The following is a 17,954-nucleotide window of genomic DNA, read 5'->3' on the forward strand; positions in this document are numbered from 1 at the left end:
GGAGGGCGGTATTGTGCAAGGCATAGGAATCAACTCGGGTATTTGCGACCGAGTCTAGGGAAGGGCGTTAATTGTGGAAATTGAAATGATTGCAGCTAATCAGTGTGTCTGGTGCACTGATTATGCAGTCAGCTCAGCAGGCCGGAGCTCTCGCGCAGTTCAGTGCACACACGCTTCACCGTCTGTCGCAGCCAGCTGTGCGCCGGGTCGTTGTCGAAGCGCGGGTGCCAGGCCTGGATGATCACCACCGACTTGAGCGGCAGGGGAATATCGAACTGGCGCAGGGCGAAGCCCAGGCGATCGAGACGCCACAGCGAATGCTCGGGAATGGGCAGCACAAGGTCGGACTCCAGCAGGGCGAAGATCGAGGAGTGGAAGGTCGGCGCGGTAAGGCGGATTTCCCTGTGCAGCCCCAGGTTCGCCAGTTCTTCGTCGATCGGTCCGCGCGACTTGCCGCGCCGCGACACGCTGATCTGGGGGAAGCAGGCGAACCGCTCGGCGGTGATCTCGTCATCGAAGATGGGATGATCGCGTCGCGCCAGGCCGACGAAATTGGTGGTGAACAGCGTCTGCGTGCGGATTTCCGGCTCCAGCGTCGAAGCGCCGCCGATGTACAGGTCGATGCGGTTCTGCCGCAGGGCTTCGTCGTCGAAGTCGGCTTCCGGGGCAATACGCAGGCTGCAGCGCGGCGCTTCTTCCTTCATCACCGCCAGCATGCGCGAGGCGAAGCCGCCCACCAGCACGTTGTTGGAACGCAGCACGAAGCAGCGCTCGAGCTGGTCCATGCGCAGGTTTTCCTTGGCATTGAACAGGCGCGTGGCGTGCTCCACCAGGTCGCTGACTTCCTCGCGCAGTTGCAATGCACGAGGTGTGGGCACCAGGTTGCGCCCGGCGCGGACCATGATCGGGTCGCCCACTGCTTCGCGAATGCGCGACAGGGTGCGGCTCATGGCGGGTGCACTGAGGTGCATGCGTCGCGCCGCACCGACCACGCTGCCTTCTTCGAGCAGGATGTTGAGGGCGACCAGCAGGTTGAGATCGGGCAGGGCCATGGCGACTCCGGAGGGTTGGCACGATGCTATTCATGTTCCATTGCGACGGGCCCGATGAGCAAGCATGCGTTTGACGCAATGGTTCTTTACGTTCGGCGTGCCTTTACGGGGCATGGCGCTACCCGAAGAATGACGCTGATTTCGTTCTTCGAGGGAGAAGGCATGTTCAAACGGATTCTGCTGGCCATCGATGGTGCGGCGCAGTCGCCACGGATCATCGCCAGCGCCGCAGAGCTGGCGCGTTGCAGCGAAGCGGCAGTGCATGTTGTCTGCGCAGTGGATCGTGCCTTTGCCATGCCGCGCCAGGATGCCCTGGAGTACCCGCCGGCTGAACAGGAGCAGCACGAAGCCCAGGCGCTGGTGGATGATGCGCTGGCGCAGCTCCAGCCATGCGTGGCGTCCGGGGCTGTGGTAGCGGGCGATCCAGCCCGCGCGATTTTGCGCGAGGCGCAGCGCCTGGAGTGCGACCTGATCGTGATCGGCCACCGGCACCTGGGGCGTATCGAGCGGTTGCTGGACCCGTCGGTAGGGCAGCGGGTGATCGAGCGGGCGCCGTGTCCGGTGTTGGTCGAGGTGCGGGAGTAGGGGCGTTGTTGGCTCGGTGCCGTGCGGTTCGCGAGCAAGCTCGCTCCTACAGGCCCGCACCGGCGCGATCTTCGTAGGAGCGAGCTTGCTCGCGAACCCAGGTTGGCACCGTCGCGTTGCCGGGAATCGATCGCGGACGGAGTCCGCTCCTATGTACGTCGGGAAGCCTGGCGCCGAAATAGAGGCGACACGCATCTGGAAAGAAAAGCGGCCCCGGCGCCGGGTTGGTCCTGAGCGAGGACCCGGCGCCGAAGCCGTAAGGGGTCAACCGCGGCGATGCACGTTGCGGCCGTGCGCGAAGGTTTCCTTCACGGTACGGTCGTCGCCGAGGATGACCAGTGCGAAGAGTTTCTCCTCCAGGGTCTTGGCCTGCTGCAGGCGATAATCCAGCAGCGGGGTGGCCTTGTAGTCGAGGACCACGAAGTCGGCCTCGTTGCCCTGGGCGAAGCTGCCAACCTTGTCTTCCAGTTCCAGCGCGCGGGCGCCGCCGAGGGTGGCCAGGTACAGCGACTTGAACGGGTCCAGCTTGATGCCCTGCAGCTGCATCACCTTGTAGGCCTCGTTCAGCGATTGCAGCTGGGAGAAGCTGGTGCCGGCGCCGACGTCGGTGCCCAGGCCGACTTTCACCTTGTGTTTCTCGAGTTTCGCCAGGTCGAACAGGCCGCTGCCCAGGAACAGGTTGGAGGTCGGGCAGAAGGCCACGGCAGAACCGGTTTCCGCCAGGCGCTGGCACTCGCCGTCGCACAGGTGCACGCCGTGGGCGAACACCGAGCGCGGGCCGAGCAGGCCGTGGTGGTCGTAGACGTCCAGGTAGCCCTTGCGCTCCGGGAACAGCTCCTTGACCCACTCGATTTCCTTGAGGTTTTCCGACAGGTGCGTGTGCATGTACACGCCCGGATGCTCCTTGAGCAGGCGGCCGGCGGCGTCGAGCTGCTCCGGCGTGCTGGTCGGGGCGAAGCGCGGAGTCACTGCGTAGAGCAGGCGACCCTTGCCGTGCCAGCGTTCGATCAGCGCCTTGCTGTCGGTGTAGCTGCTCTCGGCGGTGTCGGTCAGGTAGTCCGGCGCGTTGCGGTCCATCATCACCTTGCCGGCGATCAGGCGCAGGTCGAGCTTTTCAGCAGCGCCGAACAGCGCATCCACCGACTGTGGGTGCACGGTGCCGAATACCAGCGCGGTGGTGGTGCCGGCGCGCAGCAGTTCCTTGAGGAAGATGCCGGCGACATCGGCGGCGTGGGCCGGGTCGGCGAACTGCTTCTCGGTGGGGAAGGTGTAGGTGTTCAGCCAGTCCAGCAGTTGCTCGCCGTAGGAGGCGATCATGCCGGTCTGCGGGTAGTGGATGTGGGTGTCGATGAAGCCGGGGGTGATCAGCGCGTCGCGGTACTCGACCACTTCCACGCCGCCCAGTTGTGGCAGCAGCTCGGTGGCGTGGCCGAGGCGGGCGACCTTGCCGTCTTCCACCAGCAGGATGCCGTCCTCGAAGTACTGGTAGGAATTCTCCACACCGACTTCGGCGGGGTCGGCGACGCTGTGCAGGATGCTCGCGCGGTAGGCTTTGGCTTGAGTGCTCATCGATCTCTCTTCAGTCGTGTTTCGGGGCCGGGGCGCGCGCTGGCGCCGGGGCGGGATGGGCGCAATAGACATGTGCCCATGCTATGGAAATCTCAGGCGCCGCTCTCTGCGGTGCGCGCGCGGCGGCTCGTGGGTAACAGTTTGGCCACAGTGTTCTCGCCTTTGCTGGTCTGCTGACCGAAGGTGGCGTTGTAGGTGGCGATCACTTCGCCGGCGATGGACACGGCGATCTCCACCGGCAGCTTGCCCTTTACCTCGCTGATGCCCATGGGGCAGCGCATGCGCTGCACGGTGTCGGCGGCGAAGCCGCGGTCGCGCAGGCGGTGTTCGAACTTGGCGCGCTTGGTGTCGGAACCGATCAGGCCGAAATAGGCGAAGTCATTACGCTCGAGGATTTTCGCCGTCAGCTCCAGGTCCAGCGCGTGGTTGTGGGTCATGACGATGAAGTAGCTGCCGGCGGGCATTTCGTCGATCTCGTCGATCACATCCTCGTTGATTGCGCGGCTCACGCCCTCAGGGATGTAATCGGGAAACTCGGCTTCCCGCGAGTCGATCCAGCGCACCTTGCACGGCAGGCTGGCGAGCAACGGCACCAGCGCACGGCCGACGTGGCCAGCGCCGAACACGGCGATGTGCGCCTGGGGCTGGCCCATGGGTTCGAACAGCAGCACCGTGGCGCCGCCGCAGCACTGCCCGAGGCTGGCGCCGAGGCTGAAACGCTCCAGCTTCGGTTCGCGCTCGCGGTTCTGCAGCATCTCACGGGCGATGGCCATGGCCTTGAACTCGAGGTGACCGCCGCCGATGGTGTCGTAGAGCTTGTCGGCGCTGACGACCATCTTCGAGCCGGCATTGCGCGGGGTCGAGCCGCGTTCTTCGATGATGGTCACCAGCACGCTGGCTTCGGCGCGCTGTTGCAGGTCGGCGAGGGCACTGATCCAGTTCATCGTTTCGAACCTCAAGGGTAGCCTTCTCGTAGGAGCGGACTCTGTCCGCGATGGCATCCGGCGCGATGCGGACCTATCGCGGACGGAGTCCGCTCCTACGCATGTCTGTCAGTTCGTGGGGCGCGTTCGGCGTTCCACGGTACTTGAAAGGGTGGGGCGCCGCTGGCGGGGTGGAGGACGGAAGTGGGGACGTCTCTCCCTGCCAGCGGTGCCCCATGGTCACATCACGCCGGCTCGACCTGAGCCGGTGCTTTCTCGGCCTGGGCCAGCTTCAGCTTGCGCATCTGCTCCACGCCCCAGAGCACGCGCTCGGGAGTGGCGGGGGCGTCGATCTGCGGCTGGGCGCGGTAGTCGGCCAGGCTGGCCACGGCGTCCTTGATCGCGCAGAACACCGAGATGCCCAGCATGAACGGCGGCTCGCCGACGGCCTTGGAGTGGAACACCGTCTGCTCCGGGTTCTTGCGGTTTTCCACCAGCTTCACCCGCAGGTCGATCGGCATGTCGGCGATGGCCGGAATCTTGTAGCTCGCCGGGCCGTTGGTCATCAGCTTGCCCTTGGCGTTCCACACCAGTTCTTCCATGGTCAGCCAGCCCATGCCCTGGACGAAACCGCCTTCCACCTGGCCAATGTCGATGGCTGGGTTCAGCGAGGCGCCGACGTCGTGGAGGATGTCGCTGCGCAGCATCTTGTACTCGCCGGTGAGGGTGTCGACGATCACTTCCGAGCAGGACACGCCATAGGCGAAGTAGTAGAACGGCCGGCCGCGCGCCTGGCTGCGGTCGTAGAAGATCTTCGGTGTGCGGTAGAAGCCGGTGGAGGAGAGTGACACCTGGCCGAAGTACGCCTGCTGCACGAGCTCCTCGAAAGGCAGGATAAGGTCGCGCACGCGCACCTGATTGTTGCGGAACTCGACGTCTTCCTCGGTCACCTTCCAGTGCTTGGCGGCGAACTCCACCAGGCGCTGCTTGAGGATTTCGGCGGCGTTCTGCGCGGCCTTGCCGTTCAGGTCGGCGCCCGAGGACGCGGCGGTCGGCGAGGTGTTGGGCACCTTGTCGGTGTTGGTGGCGGTGATCTGCACGCGGTCGATGTCGACCTGGAACACCTCGGCCACCACCTGGGCAACCTTGGTGTTCAGGCCCTGGCCCATCTCGGTGCCGCCGTGGCTCAGGTGGATGCTGCCGTCGGTGTAGATGTGGATCAGCGCGCCGGCCTGGTTGAGGAAGGTGGCGGTGAAGCTGATGCCGAATTTTACCGGGGTCAGCGACAGGCCCTTCTTCAGTACTGGGCTGCTGGCGTTGAAGGCGCGGATCTCGGCGCGGCGCTTGGCGTACTCGGCGCTGGCTTCCAGTTCCTCGGTCATTTCCTCCAGCAGGTTGTGTTCCACCTGCTGGTAGTAGTGGGTGACGTTGCGCTCGTCCTTGCCGTAGTAGTTGCGCTTGCGCACTTCCAGCGGGTCCTTGCCCAGATGGCGCGCGACGGCGTCCATGATCTCCTCGATGGCGACCATGCCCTGCGGGCCGCCGAAGCCGCGGTAGGCGGTGTTCGACGCGGTGTTGGTCTTGCAACGGTGACCGTTCACCGTGGCGTTGCCGAGGAAGTAGGCGTTGTCGGAGTGGAACATCGCGCGGTCGACGATGGAGCCGGAGAGGTCCGGGGAGTAACCACAGTTGCCGGCCAGCTCGATATTGATGCCGTGCAGCAGGCCGTCATCCTCGAAGCCCACGTCGTACTCGACGTAGAAGGGGTGGCGCTTGCCGGTCATCTGCATGTCTTCGACACGCGGCAGGCGCATCTTCGCCGGGCGGCCGGTGAGACGCGCGACGACCGCACACAGGCAGGCAGGCGCAGCGGCCTGGGTTTCCTTGCCGCCGAAGCCGCCACCCATGCGGCGCATGTCGATGACCACCTTGTTGAAGGAGATACCCAGCACTTCGGCCACCAGCTTCTGCACTTCGGTGGGGTTCTGCGTGGAGGTGTAGACGATCACACCGCCATCTTCGGTGGGCATCACCGAGGAAATCTGCGTCTCCAGGTAGAAGTGTTCCTGGCCGCCGATGTGCAGGGTGCCCTGGATGCGGTTCGGCGCAGTGGCGAGCTTCGCCTCGGAGTCGCCGATCTTGTGCTGGTGGCTATCGAGCACGAAGTGCTTCTTGCGCAGTGCGTCGACCACGTCGAGCACCGGTTCCAGGTCCTCGTACTCGATGATCGCGGCCATGGCCGCCTTGCGCGCGGTTTCCAGGCTGTCGGCGGCCACGGCGATGACCATCTGGCCGACGTACTCGACCTTGCCGTCCGCCAGCAGCGGGTCACCGGCGACCACCGGGCCGATGTCCAGCTGGCCGGGCACGTCATCCTTGGTGATGGCGATGGCGACGCCGGGGAACTGGTAGCAGGGGCTGACGTCCAGCTTGGTGATGCGCGCATGGGCGCGGTCGCTCACGCGGGCATAGACGTGCAACTGGTTGGGGAATTCCAGGCGGTCGTCGATGTACTGCGCTTCGCCGCTGACGTGCTTGGGCGCGCTCTCGTGCTTGACGCTGCGGCCAACGCCGGTGGTCAGGTCGGCGCGGAACAGTGCGGCGAGTTCTTCCTGGCTTTTCTGGGGCTTATGCATAGTGGGTCACCCGGGTTACGGCCTGAGGGGCTTCCAGCTCCAGGAAGCACTTGCGCAGCAGGTTCTGCGCGGTGAGCAGGCGGTATTCCTTGCTCGCACGGAAGTCGGTGAGCGGCGCGAAGTCCTCGCTCAGTGCCAGCGCGGCGCGTTCGAAGGTGGCGCTGTTGAAGGTCTGGCCGAGCAGGGCGGCTTCACAGGCCTTGGCACGTTTCGGGATGGCGGCCATGCCACCAAAGCCGGTGCGTACGGCGGTGATCTTGCAGTTCTCGACCGTCAGGTTGAAGGCGGCGCAGACAGCGGAGATGTCGTCGTCCAGGCGCTTGGAGACCTTGTAGGCGCGGAACGCCTGGCTGGCCTGCGGGCGCGGGATGATCACCTGTTCGATGAACTCGCCTTCCTGGCGCGCGGTGACCTTGTAGTCGATGAAGTACTCGTCGATCGGCATCTCGCGACGTTCGTTGCCCTTGCGCAGCACCAGGCGCGCGCCCAGGGCAATCAGCAGTGGCGGCGAGTCGCCAATGGGGGATGCGTTGCCGATGTTGCCGCCCAGGGTGCCCTGGTTGCGGATCTGCAGCGAAGCGAAGCGGTGCAGCAGTTCGCCGAAGTCCGGGTAGTCGCGGGAAAGGGCTTCGTAGCAGTCGGTCAGCGGAGTCGCCGCGCCGATCTCGATGCGGTCGTCGAAGACCTCGACGCGCTTCATTTCCTCGACGTGGCCGACGTAGATCATCACCGGCAGTTCACGGTGGAACTGGGTGACTTCCAGGGCCAGGTCGGTGCCGCCGGCGAGCAGGCGTGCCTGCGGATTGGCGGTGTAGATATCGGCCAGGTCGGCGATGGTCAGCGGCAGCAGGCAGCGCTTGTCGCCGCTGTTCAGCTCGGCGGTTTCGCGCGGGGCGATGGCCTTGAGCTGGGCGATGATCTCGGGCTGGGCGACGTCGAACTGGTCCGGCTGCTTCTGGCAGCAGGATTGCTCGGCGGCATCGAGAATCGGGCGGTAGCCGGTGCAGCGGCACAGGTTGCCGGCCAGCGCTTCATGGGCTTCGGCCTTGCGCTCGTCGGCGGTTTCGCCCGCGGTGTTCTTCTGCAGGGCGAACAGCGACATGACAAAGCCAGGGGTGCAGAAACCGCACTGCGAGCCGTGGCAATCGACCATGGCTTGCTGCACACCGTGCAGTTCGCCGCGGTGCTTGAGGTCGTCGACGCTGATCAGCTGCTTGCCGTGCAGCGAGGAAACGAAGGTGAGACAGGAGTTGAGGGTGCGGTAGCGGACGCGCTCGGCACCTTCTTCGCCGACCAGTTCGCCTACGACCACCGTGCAGGCGCCGCAGTCACCGGAGGCGCAACCCTCCTTGGTGCCGGTCTTGCCCAGGGTCTGGCGCAGGTAGTTGAGCACGGTGAGATTGGGATCGAGGCGGTCTTCGACGCGCAGCTCGCGATTGAGCAGGAACCTGATCAAGGCTTGCCTCCAGGCTGATTCTTGTTTTTGGTAGGGCACTGGAGGCGAATTTATGGAAAGCTGACTTTTGAGTCAATAAAATTTCTGTCCGAATGGTCAGAAAGTTTTTCCGCGGGTGATGAGTGACGCTTTTGCAGGAGCGAGCAGCCGTGATTGCGGGTGAGCGCGGTGGGTGCATACCGGATCAGCGTTATCTGGCCGACGTCCAGCAACTGCGCGCTTTTGTAGGAGCGAGCTTGCTCGCGAACAGCCGTGATTGCCGGTGAGCGCGATACTGGTCGGGCATGCCGATGCGCTCCCTCTCTTTGGGGGAGAGTTGGGGGGAGGGCAGTCCCAGGGAGAAGAGCTTCGCGAGCAAGCTCGCTCCTACCTAAAGCCAAAGCCAAAGCCCAAAGCCCAAAGCCCAAGCCCAAGCCCAAAGCCCAAAGCCCAAAGCCCAAAGCCCAAAGCCCAAAGCCCAAAGCCCAAAGCCCAAAAGCAAAAAGCCCAAAAAGCAAAAAAGGCGGCAAGCCGGGGTGGGGCTTGCCGCCAAGGCGTGGATCTGGTTGATCAGGCTTGCTGGGTGGCGCTCAGCTGGTATTCCTCGCCTGCGTAGTAGGCGCGTACCCGACGGTCCATCACTGCGCGCCAGAGCGGCGGGAACAGCGCCAGGACGATCATTCCGGCGTAACCATTGGGCAGTTGCGGGCTCTCGTCGAAGTGGCGGAGCACCTGGTAACGGCGCTTGGCGTTGGCGTGGTGGTCGGAATGACGCTGCAGATGGAAGAGGAACAGGTTGGTCAACAGGAAGTTGCTGTTCCAGGAGTGCTCGTGGGTAGTCCGCTCGTAGCGCCCGCTGTCCAGGCGGCGGCGATGCAGGCCGTAGTGTTCCACGTAGTTGACGATCTCCAGCAGGGTGAAGGCCATCACCGACTGGCCGATGAAATACACCGCGCCGATCCAGCCGAAAGCGACGCTGAAGCCGACCAGGAACAGCGCACTGATCACGTACCACCAGATCAGCTCGTTGCGCCAGTGCAGCGCCGGCAGGCCCTTGCGCTTGAGGCGCTCGGTCTCCAGCTTCCAGGCATTGAGGAAGTTGTGTTTGTAGGCGTGGGGCAGGAAGGCGTAGAGGCTCTGGCCGTAGCGCGAAGACGAAGCGTCCTCGGGCGTGGAGACATGCACATGGTGGCCGCGCACGTGTTCCACCTTGAAGCCTGCGTAGCACACCGCGGCCAGCAGCAGGCCGCCGGCGTTCTGCTCCAGTTCCGGATCCTTGTGGATCAGCTCGTGGGAGACGGTGATACCGATGGCGCCCATGACGGTGCCCACGGAAAGGATCCAGCCGAGCTGGCCGACCCAGTTCCAGGCGTCATAAGTAGCCAGCACCCAGCCGCCGTAGACCAGCATGCCCAGCAGCAGCGGCACGGTCATCAGGCTGAGGAAGCGGTAATAGCCTTCGCGCTCCATGGGCGGCACTTCATCGATCTCATCGGGGTTGGCCGGGTCGCGGCCGACCACGAAGTCCAGCAATGGAATCACCCCGAACACCACGGTGATCACCAGCCAGGCCCAGGCATTGGGGTATTGGCTACCGTAAGACCACCAGTAGCTGACGGGAATCCCGAAGACAGGGACCAGCCAGATCCAGTAACCGGCTTTCTTGAGACGCAACATCCAGGCAGGGGAAAGGAAAAAGGCGAACATGGACGACTCCCGATACGTCTCTTGTGTAGGATTGTCAGACAATCCTGCGCCTGATCCTTCTGATGGACGCACCAACCTTTGTTCTGTCGTCCACCCTGGGCGGGGGATGGCGCGGTAACACCCTGTGTTACACTTCGCGTCCGCAACACCCCTTCGAAAGCGCCCCGATTCTTAAGGACAACCATGACGTTCAAGGCCCCGGACAGCCTGGCTGAGCAGATCGCGCATCACCTTGCCGAACGCATCATCCGGGGCGAACTCAAGGAGCGCGAGCGCATCCAGGAGCAGAAGGTCACCCAGACCCTCAACGTCAGTCGCGGTTCGGTCCGCGAAGCGTTGCTGATCCTCGAACGTCGCCATCTGGTCGTGATCCTGCCGCGTCGGGGTGCGCAGGTGTCCGAGCTTTCTGCCGCGCACGTGGAAAGCCTCTATTCGCTGGTGATGGAGCTCTACATCATGCTCGCCAGCGCCGTGGCCCGGACCTGGCGCGAAGAAGCCGACCTGGCGCCCTTCATGGCGATCCAGCAACGCCTGTTGGATAACCTCGAGCGCGGCGACATCAATGCATTCGTCGAATCCAGCTTCGACATCATGCGCGCCGCCTTTCCATTCGCTGCCAACCCCTACCTGCAGGAAACCGTGGAAAATCTCCTGCCGGCCATCAGTCGCACCTATCATCTGGCCCTGGAACGCCGCAAAGGCGAGATGAGTCAGTTCATCGGCAGCTTCGAAGACCTGCTGCGCGCGGTGGTGGGCCGCGACGAGGCGGGCATCCGCGAGGTGCTGCTCGACTACGGTCGACACAACAGCCAATTGGTCCTGGCCGCGCTGGCTGAACGATAAGCTCTCTATTAAGAGACGGAGGGGGAAGGGCTCATGCGGCTCAAGTGCATCAAGCTGGCGGGCTTCAAGTCCTTCGTCGACCCGACGACGGTGAATTTCCCGAGCAACATGGCGGCAGTGGTCGGCCCCAACGGTTGCGGAAAGTCCAACATCATCGACGCCGTTCGCTGGGTGATGGGCGAGAGTTCGGCGAAGAACCTCCGTGGCGAGTCGATGACAGACGTCATCTTCAACGGCTCCAACACGCGCAAGCCGGTGACCCAGGCGTCCATCGAGCTGATCTTCGACAACTCCGACCAGACCCTGCTGGGCGAATACGCCAGCTACGCCGAGATTTCCATTCGCCGCCGCGTCACCCGTGACGGCCAGAACACTTATTTCCTCAATGGCACCAAGTGCCGGCGTCGTGATATCACCGATATCTTCCTCGGAACCGGCCTGGGCCCGCGCAGCTACTCGATCATCGAGCAGGGCATGATCTCCAAGCTGATCGAGGCCAAGCCCGAAGACCTGCGCAACTTCATCGAGGAAGCTGCCGGCATCTCCAAGTACAAGGAGCGTCGCCGCGAGACCGAGAACCGCATTCGCCGTACCCAGGAAAACCTCGCGCGCCTGACCGACCTGCGCGAAGAGCTGGAGCGCCAGCTGGAACGCCTGCACCGCCAGGCCCAGTCGGCGGAGAAGTACCAGGAATTCAAGGCCGAGGAGCGCACCCTCAAGGCCCAGCTCGGCGCCCTGCGCTGGCGCGACCTGAACGAGCAGGTCGGGCAGAAGGAGAAGGTGATCGGCGATCAGGAAGTGGCCTTCGAGGCCCTTGTCGCCGAGCAGCGCAGCGCCGACGCCAGCATCGAGCGCCTGCGTGACGGCCACCATGAGCTGTCGGAAACCTTCAACCAGGTGCAGGGTCGCTTCTATTCCGTGGGTGGCGACATCGCCCGCGTCGAGCAGAGCATCCAGCATGGCCAGCAGCGCCTGCGCCAGTTGCAGGACGACCTGCGCGAGGCTGAAAAGACCCGCCAGGAAACCGAATCCCACCTGGGGCACGACCGTACCTTGCTCGCCACCCTGGGCGAGGAACTTGAGCGCCTGGCCCCGGAACAGGAAATCAGTGCCGCCGCCGCCGAAGAGGCTACCGTCGGGCTGGAGGACGCCGAGCAGCGCATGCACGACTGGCAGCAGCGCTGGGATGCGTTCAACCAGCAGAGCGCTGAACCGCGCCGCGAAGCCGAAGTGCAGCAGTCGCGCATCCAGCACCTGGAGCAGAGTCTGGAGCGCCAGGGCGAGCGTCAGCGCCGCCTGAGCGACGAGCGCACGCAACTGGCCGCTGATCCGGAAGACGCCGCGATCCTCGAACTGGGCGAGCAGGTCGCCGCTATCGAGTTGCTGCTGGAAGAGTCGCAGATTCAGGAGCAGGAACTGGCCGAGCGCCTAGAGCGCGTGCGCCAGTCCCTGCAGGAAAGCACCGCCGCGCAGCACCAGGCGCAGGGCGAGCTGCAGCGCCTGAATGGCCGCATTGCGTCGCTGGAGGCATTGCAACAGGCAGCGCTCGATCCGGGGGACGGCACCGCGCAATGGCTGCGTCAGCAAGGGCTGGAGCAGCGCCCGCGGCTTGCCGAAGGCCTGCGTGTGCAGTCGGGCTGGGAGCTGGCGGTGGAAACCGTGCTCGGCGCCGACCTGCACGGCGTGTTGCTGGATGACGTGAAGGGGTTGCCGTTCGAGGCCCTGGAAAAGGGCGAGCTGCGCCTGCTCGATCTGGCCGCCGGTGCGGTCTCCCGTCCCGGCAGCCTGCTGGACAAGGTCGAAACCAATGTCGACCTGAGCTACTGGCTGGGCCGCGTGCGCCCGGTCGAAACCCTGGAGCAGGCGCTGAACCAGCGCGCATCGCTGGGGGAGGGCGAAAGCCTGATCAGCCGCGACGGCTACTGGGTGGGCCGCCACTTCCTGCGCGTGCGTCGGGGCGAGTCGGCTGACGGCGGTGTACTGGCGCGTGGCCAGGAACTGGAGCGCCTGTACGTCGAGCGCGAGACGCTGGAACAGCGCCTCGCCGAGATCGACGAACAGCTGGCGCGCCTGCGTGACGAGCAGCGGCAGGCCGAAGAGGGGCGCGATCAGGTGCGCCGTCGCCTGCAGGATGAAGGTCGCCGTCAGGGTGAACTGAAGGCGCAGCTGTCCGCGCAGCAGGCCAAGGTCGAACAGCTGACCCTGCGCCGCCGGCGTCTGGACGAAGAACTGGCCGAGCTCGCCGAGCAGCACGCCATCGAGCAGGAGCAACTGGGCGAGGCGCGCCTGAGCCTGCAGGAAGCGCTGGACGCCATGGCCGTGGACACCGAGCGCCGTGAGTCGCTGCTGGCCGAGCGCGACGGCATGCGCGAGAAGCTCGACCGCATCCGCCAGGAATCCCGCCAGCACAAGGATCACGCTCATCAGTTGGCTGTGCGCGTGGGCTCCCTGCGCGCCCAGCACGAATCCACCCGCCAGGCGCTGGAGCGCCTGGACAGCCAGGCCGTGCGCCTGGTCGAGCGCTGCGAGCAGCTCAATCTCAACCTGGAGGAGGGCGCCGCGCCGCTGGAAGAGCTGCGCATGCGCCTGGAAGAGCTGCTCGACCGGCGCATGGCGGTGGAGGACGAGCTCAAGCACGCACGCCTGGCCCTCGAAGATGCCGACCGCCAGTTGCGCGACGCCGAGAAACGCCGCACCCAGGCCGAGCAGCAGTCACAACTGCTGCGTGGCCAGCTGGAACACCAGCGTATGGAGTGGCAAGCCCTCAGCGTGCGACGCAAGTCGCTGCAGGAACAGCTCCACGAGGACGGCTACGACCTGCATGGCGTGCTGAGTACGCTGCCACACGATGCTGCGGAAAAAGTCTGGGAAACCCGCCTGGAAGAACTGGCCGCGCGCATCGGTCGCCTCGGCCCGATCAACCTCGCGGCCATCGAGGAGTACCAGCAGCAATCCGAGCGTAAACGCTACCTGGATGACCAGAACGACGACCTCGTGGAAGCGCTGGATACCCTGGAAAACGTCATCCGCAAGATCGACAAGGAAACCCGCAACCGCTTCAAGGAAACCTTCGACCAGATCAATGCTGGCCTTCAGGCATTGTTCCCCAAGGTTTTCGGCGGCGGTCACGCCTATCTGGAACTTACCGGCGAGGATCTACTCGATACCGGGGTGGCGATCATGGCGAGGCCGCCGGGCAAGAAGAACAGCACCATCCATCTTCTGTCCGGTGGCGAGAAGGCCCTGACCGCTCTGGCGCTGGTATTTGCGATCTTCCAGCTGAACCCGGCACCGTTCTGTATGCTCGACGAAGTCGACGCGCCGCTGGACGATGCCAACGTCGGCCGTTATGCGCGGCTGGTGAAGGAGATGTCGGAGAAAGTGCAGTTCATCTATATCACCCACAACAAGATCGCCATGGAGATGGCAGATCAATTGATGGGCGTGACCATGCACGAACCGGGTTGTTCGCGTCTGGTGGCGGTGGATGTGGAAGAGGCAGTTGCGCTCGCCGAAGCGTGATCGTCCAGGCGAACTTGGGCTATGCTGGCAAGATGCTTTGTTTCAAGCCTAAGGCATTGATTTGATTGGGGTAGGATTTGCTTCAGGTGCGCCAGCGGCAACCGCTATGAAAAGTTGCAAAGAGTGCGGCGGAGTGTCGCCTCAGACAGTGTAAAGTTATGTGAGAGCGTGTTAGCTTAACGCCCACTTTTGTATCGCGTGGAAAACATCAGTCAGAACATGAAGTTGGCTCCACGTTTTCAAGGGATAGGATGTCCTTTTTTTCATTATCATTTTTTGTTCAGGGGCTACGGGATTAGATGGATATCGGTCTGCGCGAATGGCTGATCGTCATTGGGCTTATCGTCATCGCCGGCATTCTGTTCGACGGCTGGCGTCGTATGCGGGGTGGCAAGGGCAAGCTGCGTTTCAAGCTGGATCGCCAATTTGCCAACCAGCCTGATGACGGAGATGAAGGCAACCCGGAACTGCTCGGGCCGTCCCGAGTGGTCGAGCACCGCGAGCCGGAACTGGACGAGGAAGACCTGCCCAAGGTCAGCGCCAAGGAGTCGCGCGGCAAGCGCCGCGGCGAGCCACGCCAGGGCGACCTGAACCTCGACGACCCGGCGCCGAACCTGCTCGGCCCGCTGGACGAGGAAGACTTCCCCAATCCGCTGGACGAAGCCTCCCAGGAAAAGCCGAAGAAAGAGCGCAAGAAAGACAAGGAGCGTACTGCTCCCGCGGCCCCTGCGGCTGCTCCTTCGGCATCCCAGGCCCCGGTCGAGGAAGTGCTGATCATCAATGTCATCAGCCGCGACGAGAATGGCTTCAAGGGCCCGGCGCTGCTGCAGAACATCCTGGAAAGCGGCCTGCGCTACGGCGAGATGGATATCTTCCACCGCCACGAGAGCATGGCCGGCAACGGCGAAGTGCTGTTCTCCATGGCCAACGCGGTCAAGCCGGGCACCTTCGATCTGGATAACATTGACCAGTTCAGCACCCGCGCCGTGAGCTTCTTCCTTGGCCTGCCGGGCCCGCGTCATCCCAAGCAGGCGTTCGACGTAATGATCGCCGCCGCTCGCAAGCTGGCCCAGGAGCTCAATGGTGAGCTGAAGGACGAGCAGCGCAGCGTGATGACTGCGCAGACCATCGAGCACTACCGTCAGCGCATCATCGACTTCGAGCGACGCGCCCTGACCCAGAAGCGCTAAGCTTTCCGCACGCTGCACAGAAGCCCCAAGCGACCCTTGGGGCTTCGCATTTTTACCCCAAGCAGAAACAGCCGCCCGAGATTCCCGCATGACCGACTCCCAGACCGCAGCAGAACGCATTGCCCAGCTGCGCAGCGAACTCGACGACCACAACTACCGCTACTACGTGCTCGACGAGCCGAGCGTGCCGGACGCCGAGTACGACCGCCTGTTCCGCGAACTGAAGGCGCTGGAGGCCGAGCATCCCGAACTGATCACTCCCGAGTCGCCGACCCAGCGCGTGGGCGGTGCGGCTGCCTCGGCTTTCGGCGAAGTGCGCCACGAAGTGCCAATGCTCAGCCTGGGCAACGCCTTCGAGGAGCAGGACCTGAACGACTTCGACCGCCGCGTGCGCGAAGGCCTCGCCGATCAGTTGCCGTCTTCCGACCTGTTCGGTGGCGGTGCCGAGGTGGAGTACAGCTGCGAGCCCAAACTCGATGGCCTGGCAGTCAGCCTGTTGTATGAGAACGGCGTGCTGACCCGCGGCGCCACCCGTGGCGACGGCACTACTGGGGAAGATATCAGCGTCAACGTGCGCACCATCCGCAACGTGCCGCTGCGCCTGAAGGGCGAGGGCTGGCCGGCGGTGCTGGAAGTACGTGGCGAAGTGTTCATGTCCAAGGCCGGTTTCGATGCGCTCAACGAGCGGCAGATGGAGGCCGGCGGCAAGACCTTCGCCAACCCGCGCAACGCCGCGGCCGGCAGCCTGCGCCAGCTGGATTCGAAAATCACCGCCAGCCGCCCGCTGGAGTTCTGCTGCTACGGCTTCGGCCGTGTCGAAGGCGGCGTACTGCCGGGGACCCAGGTCGATATCCTCGAGGCCCTGAAGGGCTGGGGTATTCCGATCAGCCGCGAGCTGAAACTGGCCAGGGGCGTCGAAGGTTGTCGCGCCTATTACGAAGACATCGGTGCACGCCGCGACAGTCTCGCCTACGAGATCGACGGCGTGGTGTTCAAGGTCAACCGCATCGACTTCCAGCGTGAGCTGGGCTTCCGCGCCCGCGAGCCGCGCTGGGCGATTGCCCACAAGTTCCCGGCACGGGAAGAACTCACCGAGCTGCTCGACGTGGAATTCCAGGTCGGCCGCACTGGTGCCGTGACGCCGGTGGCGCGCCTGAAGCCGGTACAGGTGGCCGGCGTGACCGTGTCCAACGCCACCCTGCACAACATGGATGAAGTCGCCCGCCTGGGCCTGATGATCGGCGACACCGTGATCATTCGCCGCGCCGGCGATGTGATCCCGCAGGTGATGCAGGTCGTCTCCGAGCGCCGCCCGGCAGACGCGCGCCCGGTAGAAATCCCCACCCTGTGCCCGGTATGCGGCTCGCAGGTCGAGCGCACCCAGTTAGTCAAGCGCAGCAAGGGCAAGGAGTCGGTCAGCGAGGGCGCCATCTACCGTTGTGTTGGCCGGCTGTTCTGCCAGGCGCAACTCAAGCAGGCGATCATCCACTTCGTCTCGCGCCGTGCCATGGACATCGACGGCCTCGGCGACAAGATCGTCGAGCAGCTGGTGGACAAGGGGTTGGTGAAATCGCCTGCCGATCTCTACACCCTGACCTTCGAGCAGGTCATTGAGCTGGAAGGCTTCGCCGAAGTCTCAACGCGCAACCTGCTCGCTGCCATTGCCGAAAGCCGTAAGCCCGCGCTGGCGCGTTTCGTCTTCGCCCTGGGTATCCCGGACGTGGGCGAGGAAACCGCCAAGCTGCTCGCACGCTCCCTGGGTTCGCTGGCGCGTATCCAGAAGGCGTTGCCGGAAGTGCTGACCTACCTGCCGGATGTTGGCGGCGAAGTGGCCTACGAAATTCACAATTTCTTCGATGATGAGCACAACCGCAGCGTCATCCAGCAATTGCTGGAGCGCGGCATCGAACTGCAGGACGAGGGCGATGTATCTGCCGAGTTCGCCGCCGTCGCCACGCTGGCGGGCTTCATCGATAAGCTGAACATTCCCTTCATCGCCGCCACCGGCGCGGAAAAACTGGCCGACCGCACGGGTAGTCTCGATGCGCTCATCACCCTCAGCCAGGACTGGCTGGACCTCAGCACCCTCAAGGGGGTGAACGAGAAGGCCAAGCAGTCGGTGCGCGAGTATTTCGCGGATGCAGCCCGTGTCGAGCGTGCCAAGGCCGTCGAGGCACAACTGGCGGAGTTCGGCATGCACTGGCGCAGCGAGCGCAAGGTGGTCGAAGGCCTGCCGTTGGCGGGCCAGACCTGGGTGCTGACCGGCACGCTGGAGGCCATGAGCCGCGACATTGCCAAGGAAAAACTCGAAAGCCTGGGCGCCAAGGTGGCCGGTTCGGTGTCGGCTAAGACACATTGCGTCGTTGCCGGGCCGGGAGCGGGGTCAAAATTGGCCAAGGCCCAGGAACTTGGCGTCGCTGTGATGGACGAAGAGCAGCTGGTCAAGCTGCTGGCCGACCATGGCATCGGCGCCTGACACGCCTTTCTTCCGA

Annotated in this window: 11 protein-coding genes; 5 read left to right on the top strand and 6 right to left on the bottom strand. The window is 64.2% G+C overall.

Translation table 11 applies throughout. The features are described 5' to 3' along the window. Positions 1–128: 128 nt before the first annotated feature. The gene (locus AC2T4A_RS15525; protein WP_416748450.1) at positions 129–1,052 is read right to left on the bottom strand and encodes a LysR family transcriptional regulator; all 924 of its coding nucleotides are present in this window, start codon (positions 1,050–1,052) and stop codon (positions 129–131) included. Positions 1,053–1,214: 162 nt separating this feature from the next. On the opposite strand from AC2T4A_RS15525, the gene AC2T4A_RS15530 reads away from it, so the two are divergent. Next, on the top strand, positions 1,215–1,637 hold the full coding sequence (locus AC2T4A_RS15530; RefSeq protein WP_416748448.1) for a universal stress protein: 423 nt from the start codon (positions 1,215–1,217) through the stop codon (positions 1,635–1,637). A 264-nt stretch (positions 1,638–1,901) separates the two neighbouring features. On the opposite strand, the gene guaD is transcribed toward AC2T4A_RS15530, so the two are convergent. The 5 genes from guaD to AC2T4A_RS15555 all read right to left on the bottom strand — a co-directional run bounded on the left by guaD (position 1,902) and on the right by AC2T4A_RS15555 (position 9,907). Beyond that, the gene (guaD, locus tag AC2T4A_RS15535; RefSeq protein WP_486741123.1) at positions 1,902–3,206 is read right to left on the bottom strand and encodes a guanine deaminase; all 1,305 of its coding nucleotides are present in this window, start codon (positions 3,204–3,206) and stop codon (positions 1,902–1,904) included. Positions 3,207–3,298: 92 nt separating this feature from the next. After that, the gene (xdhC, locus tag AC2T4A_RS15540) at positions 3,299–4,150 is read right to left on the bottom strand and encodes a xanthine dehydrogenase accessory protein XdhC (RefSeq protein WP_416748444.1); all 852 of its coding nucleotides are present in this window, start codon (positions 4,148–4,150) and stop codon (positions 3,299–3,301) included. A 224-nt stretch (positions 4,151–4,374) separates the two neighbouring features. Continuing rightward, a complete protein-coding gene (xdhB, locus tag AC2T4A_RS15545; protein ID WP_486741124.1) occupies positions 4,375–6,765 on the bottom strand; it encodes a xanthine dehydrogenase molybdopterin binding subunit in 2,391 nt (796 codons plus the stop codon). Next, a complete protein-coding gene (gene xdhA, locus AC2T4A_RS15550) occupies positions 6,758–8,221 on the bottom strand; it encodes a xanthine dehydrogenase small subunit (protein ID WP_486741125.1) in 1,464 nt (487 codons plus the stop codon). Before xdhA ends, xdhB begins: the two co-directional genes overlap by 8 nt. Before the next feature lie 549 nt (positions 8,222–8,770). Then, positions 8,771–9,907, bottom strand: coding sequence for an alkane 1-monooxygenase (locus tag AC2T4A_RS15555; RefSeq protein ID WP_416748438.1), 1,137 nt, complete (start codon positions 9,905–9,907; stop codon positions 8,771–8,773). A gap of 183 nt (positions 9,908–10,090) precedes the next feature. Between AC2T4A_RS15555 and AC2T4A_RS15560 the strand changes: the two genes are divergently transcribed. The 4 genes from AC2T4A_RS15560 to ligA all read left to right on the top strand — a co-directional run bounded on the left by AC2T4A_RS15560 (position 10,091) and on the right by ligA (position 17,938). Continuing rightward, positions 10,091–10,750 (top strand): GntR family transcriptional regulator, encoded by a 660-nt coding sequence (locus AC2T4A_RS15560; protein WP_416748436.1) that lies wholly within the window; start codon positions 10,091–10,093, stop codon positions 10,748–10,750. Positions 10,751–10,783: 33 nt separating this feature from the next. Next, positions 10,784–14,272, top strand: coding sequence for a chromosome segregation protein SMC (gene smc / locus AC2T4A_RS15565; protein ID WP_416748434.1), 3,489 nt, complete (start codon positions 10,784–10,786; stop codon positions 14,270–14,272). 299 nt (positions 14,273–14,571) lie between these two features. After that, a complete protein-coding gene (zipA, locus tag AC2T4A_RS15570) occupies positions 14,572–15,462 on the top strand; it encodes a cell division protein ZipA (RefSeq protein ID WP_416748432.1) in 891 nt (296 codons plus the stop codon). A gap of 88 nt (positions 15,463–15,550) precedes the next feature. Continuing rightward, the gene (ligA, locus tag AC2T4A_RS15575) at positions 15,551–17,938 is read left to right on the top strand and encodes an NAD-dependent DNA ligase LigA (protein WP_486741126.1); all 2,388 of its coding nucleotides are present in this window, start codon (positions 15,551–15,553) and stop codon (positions 17,936–17,938) included. The last annotated feature ends 16 nt before the right edge of the window (positions 17,939–17,954 follow it).

Source organism: Pseudomonas sp. PVC-3-1, from assembly GCF_057444315.1.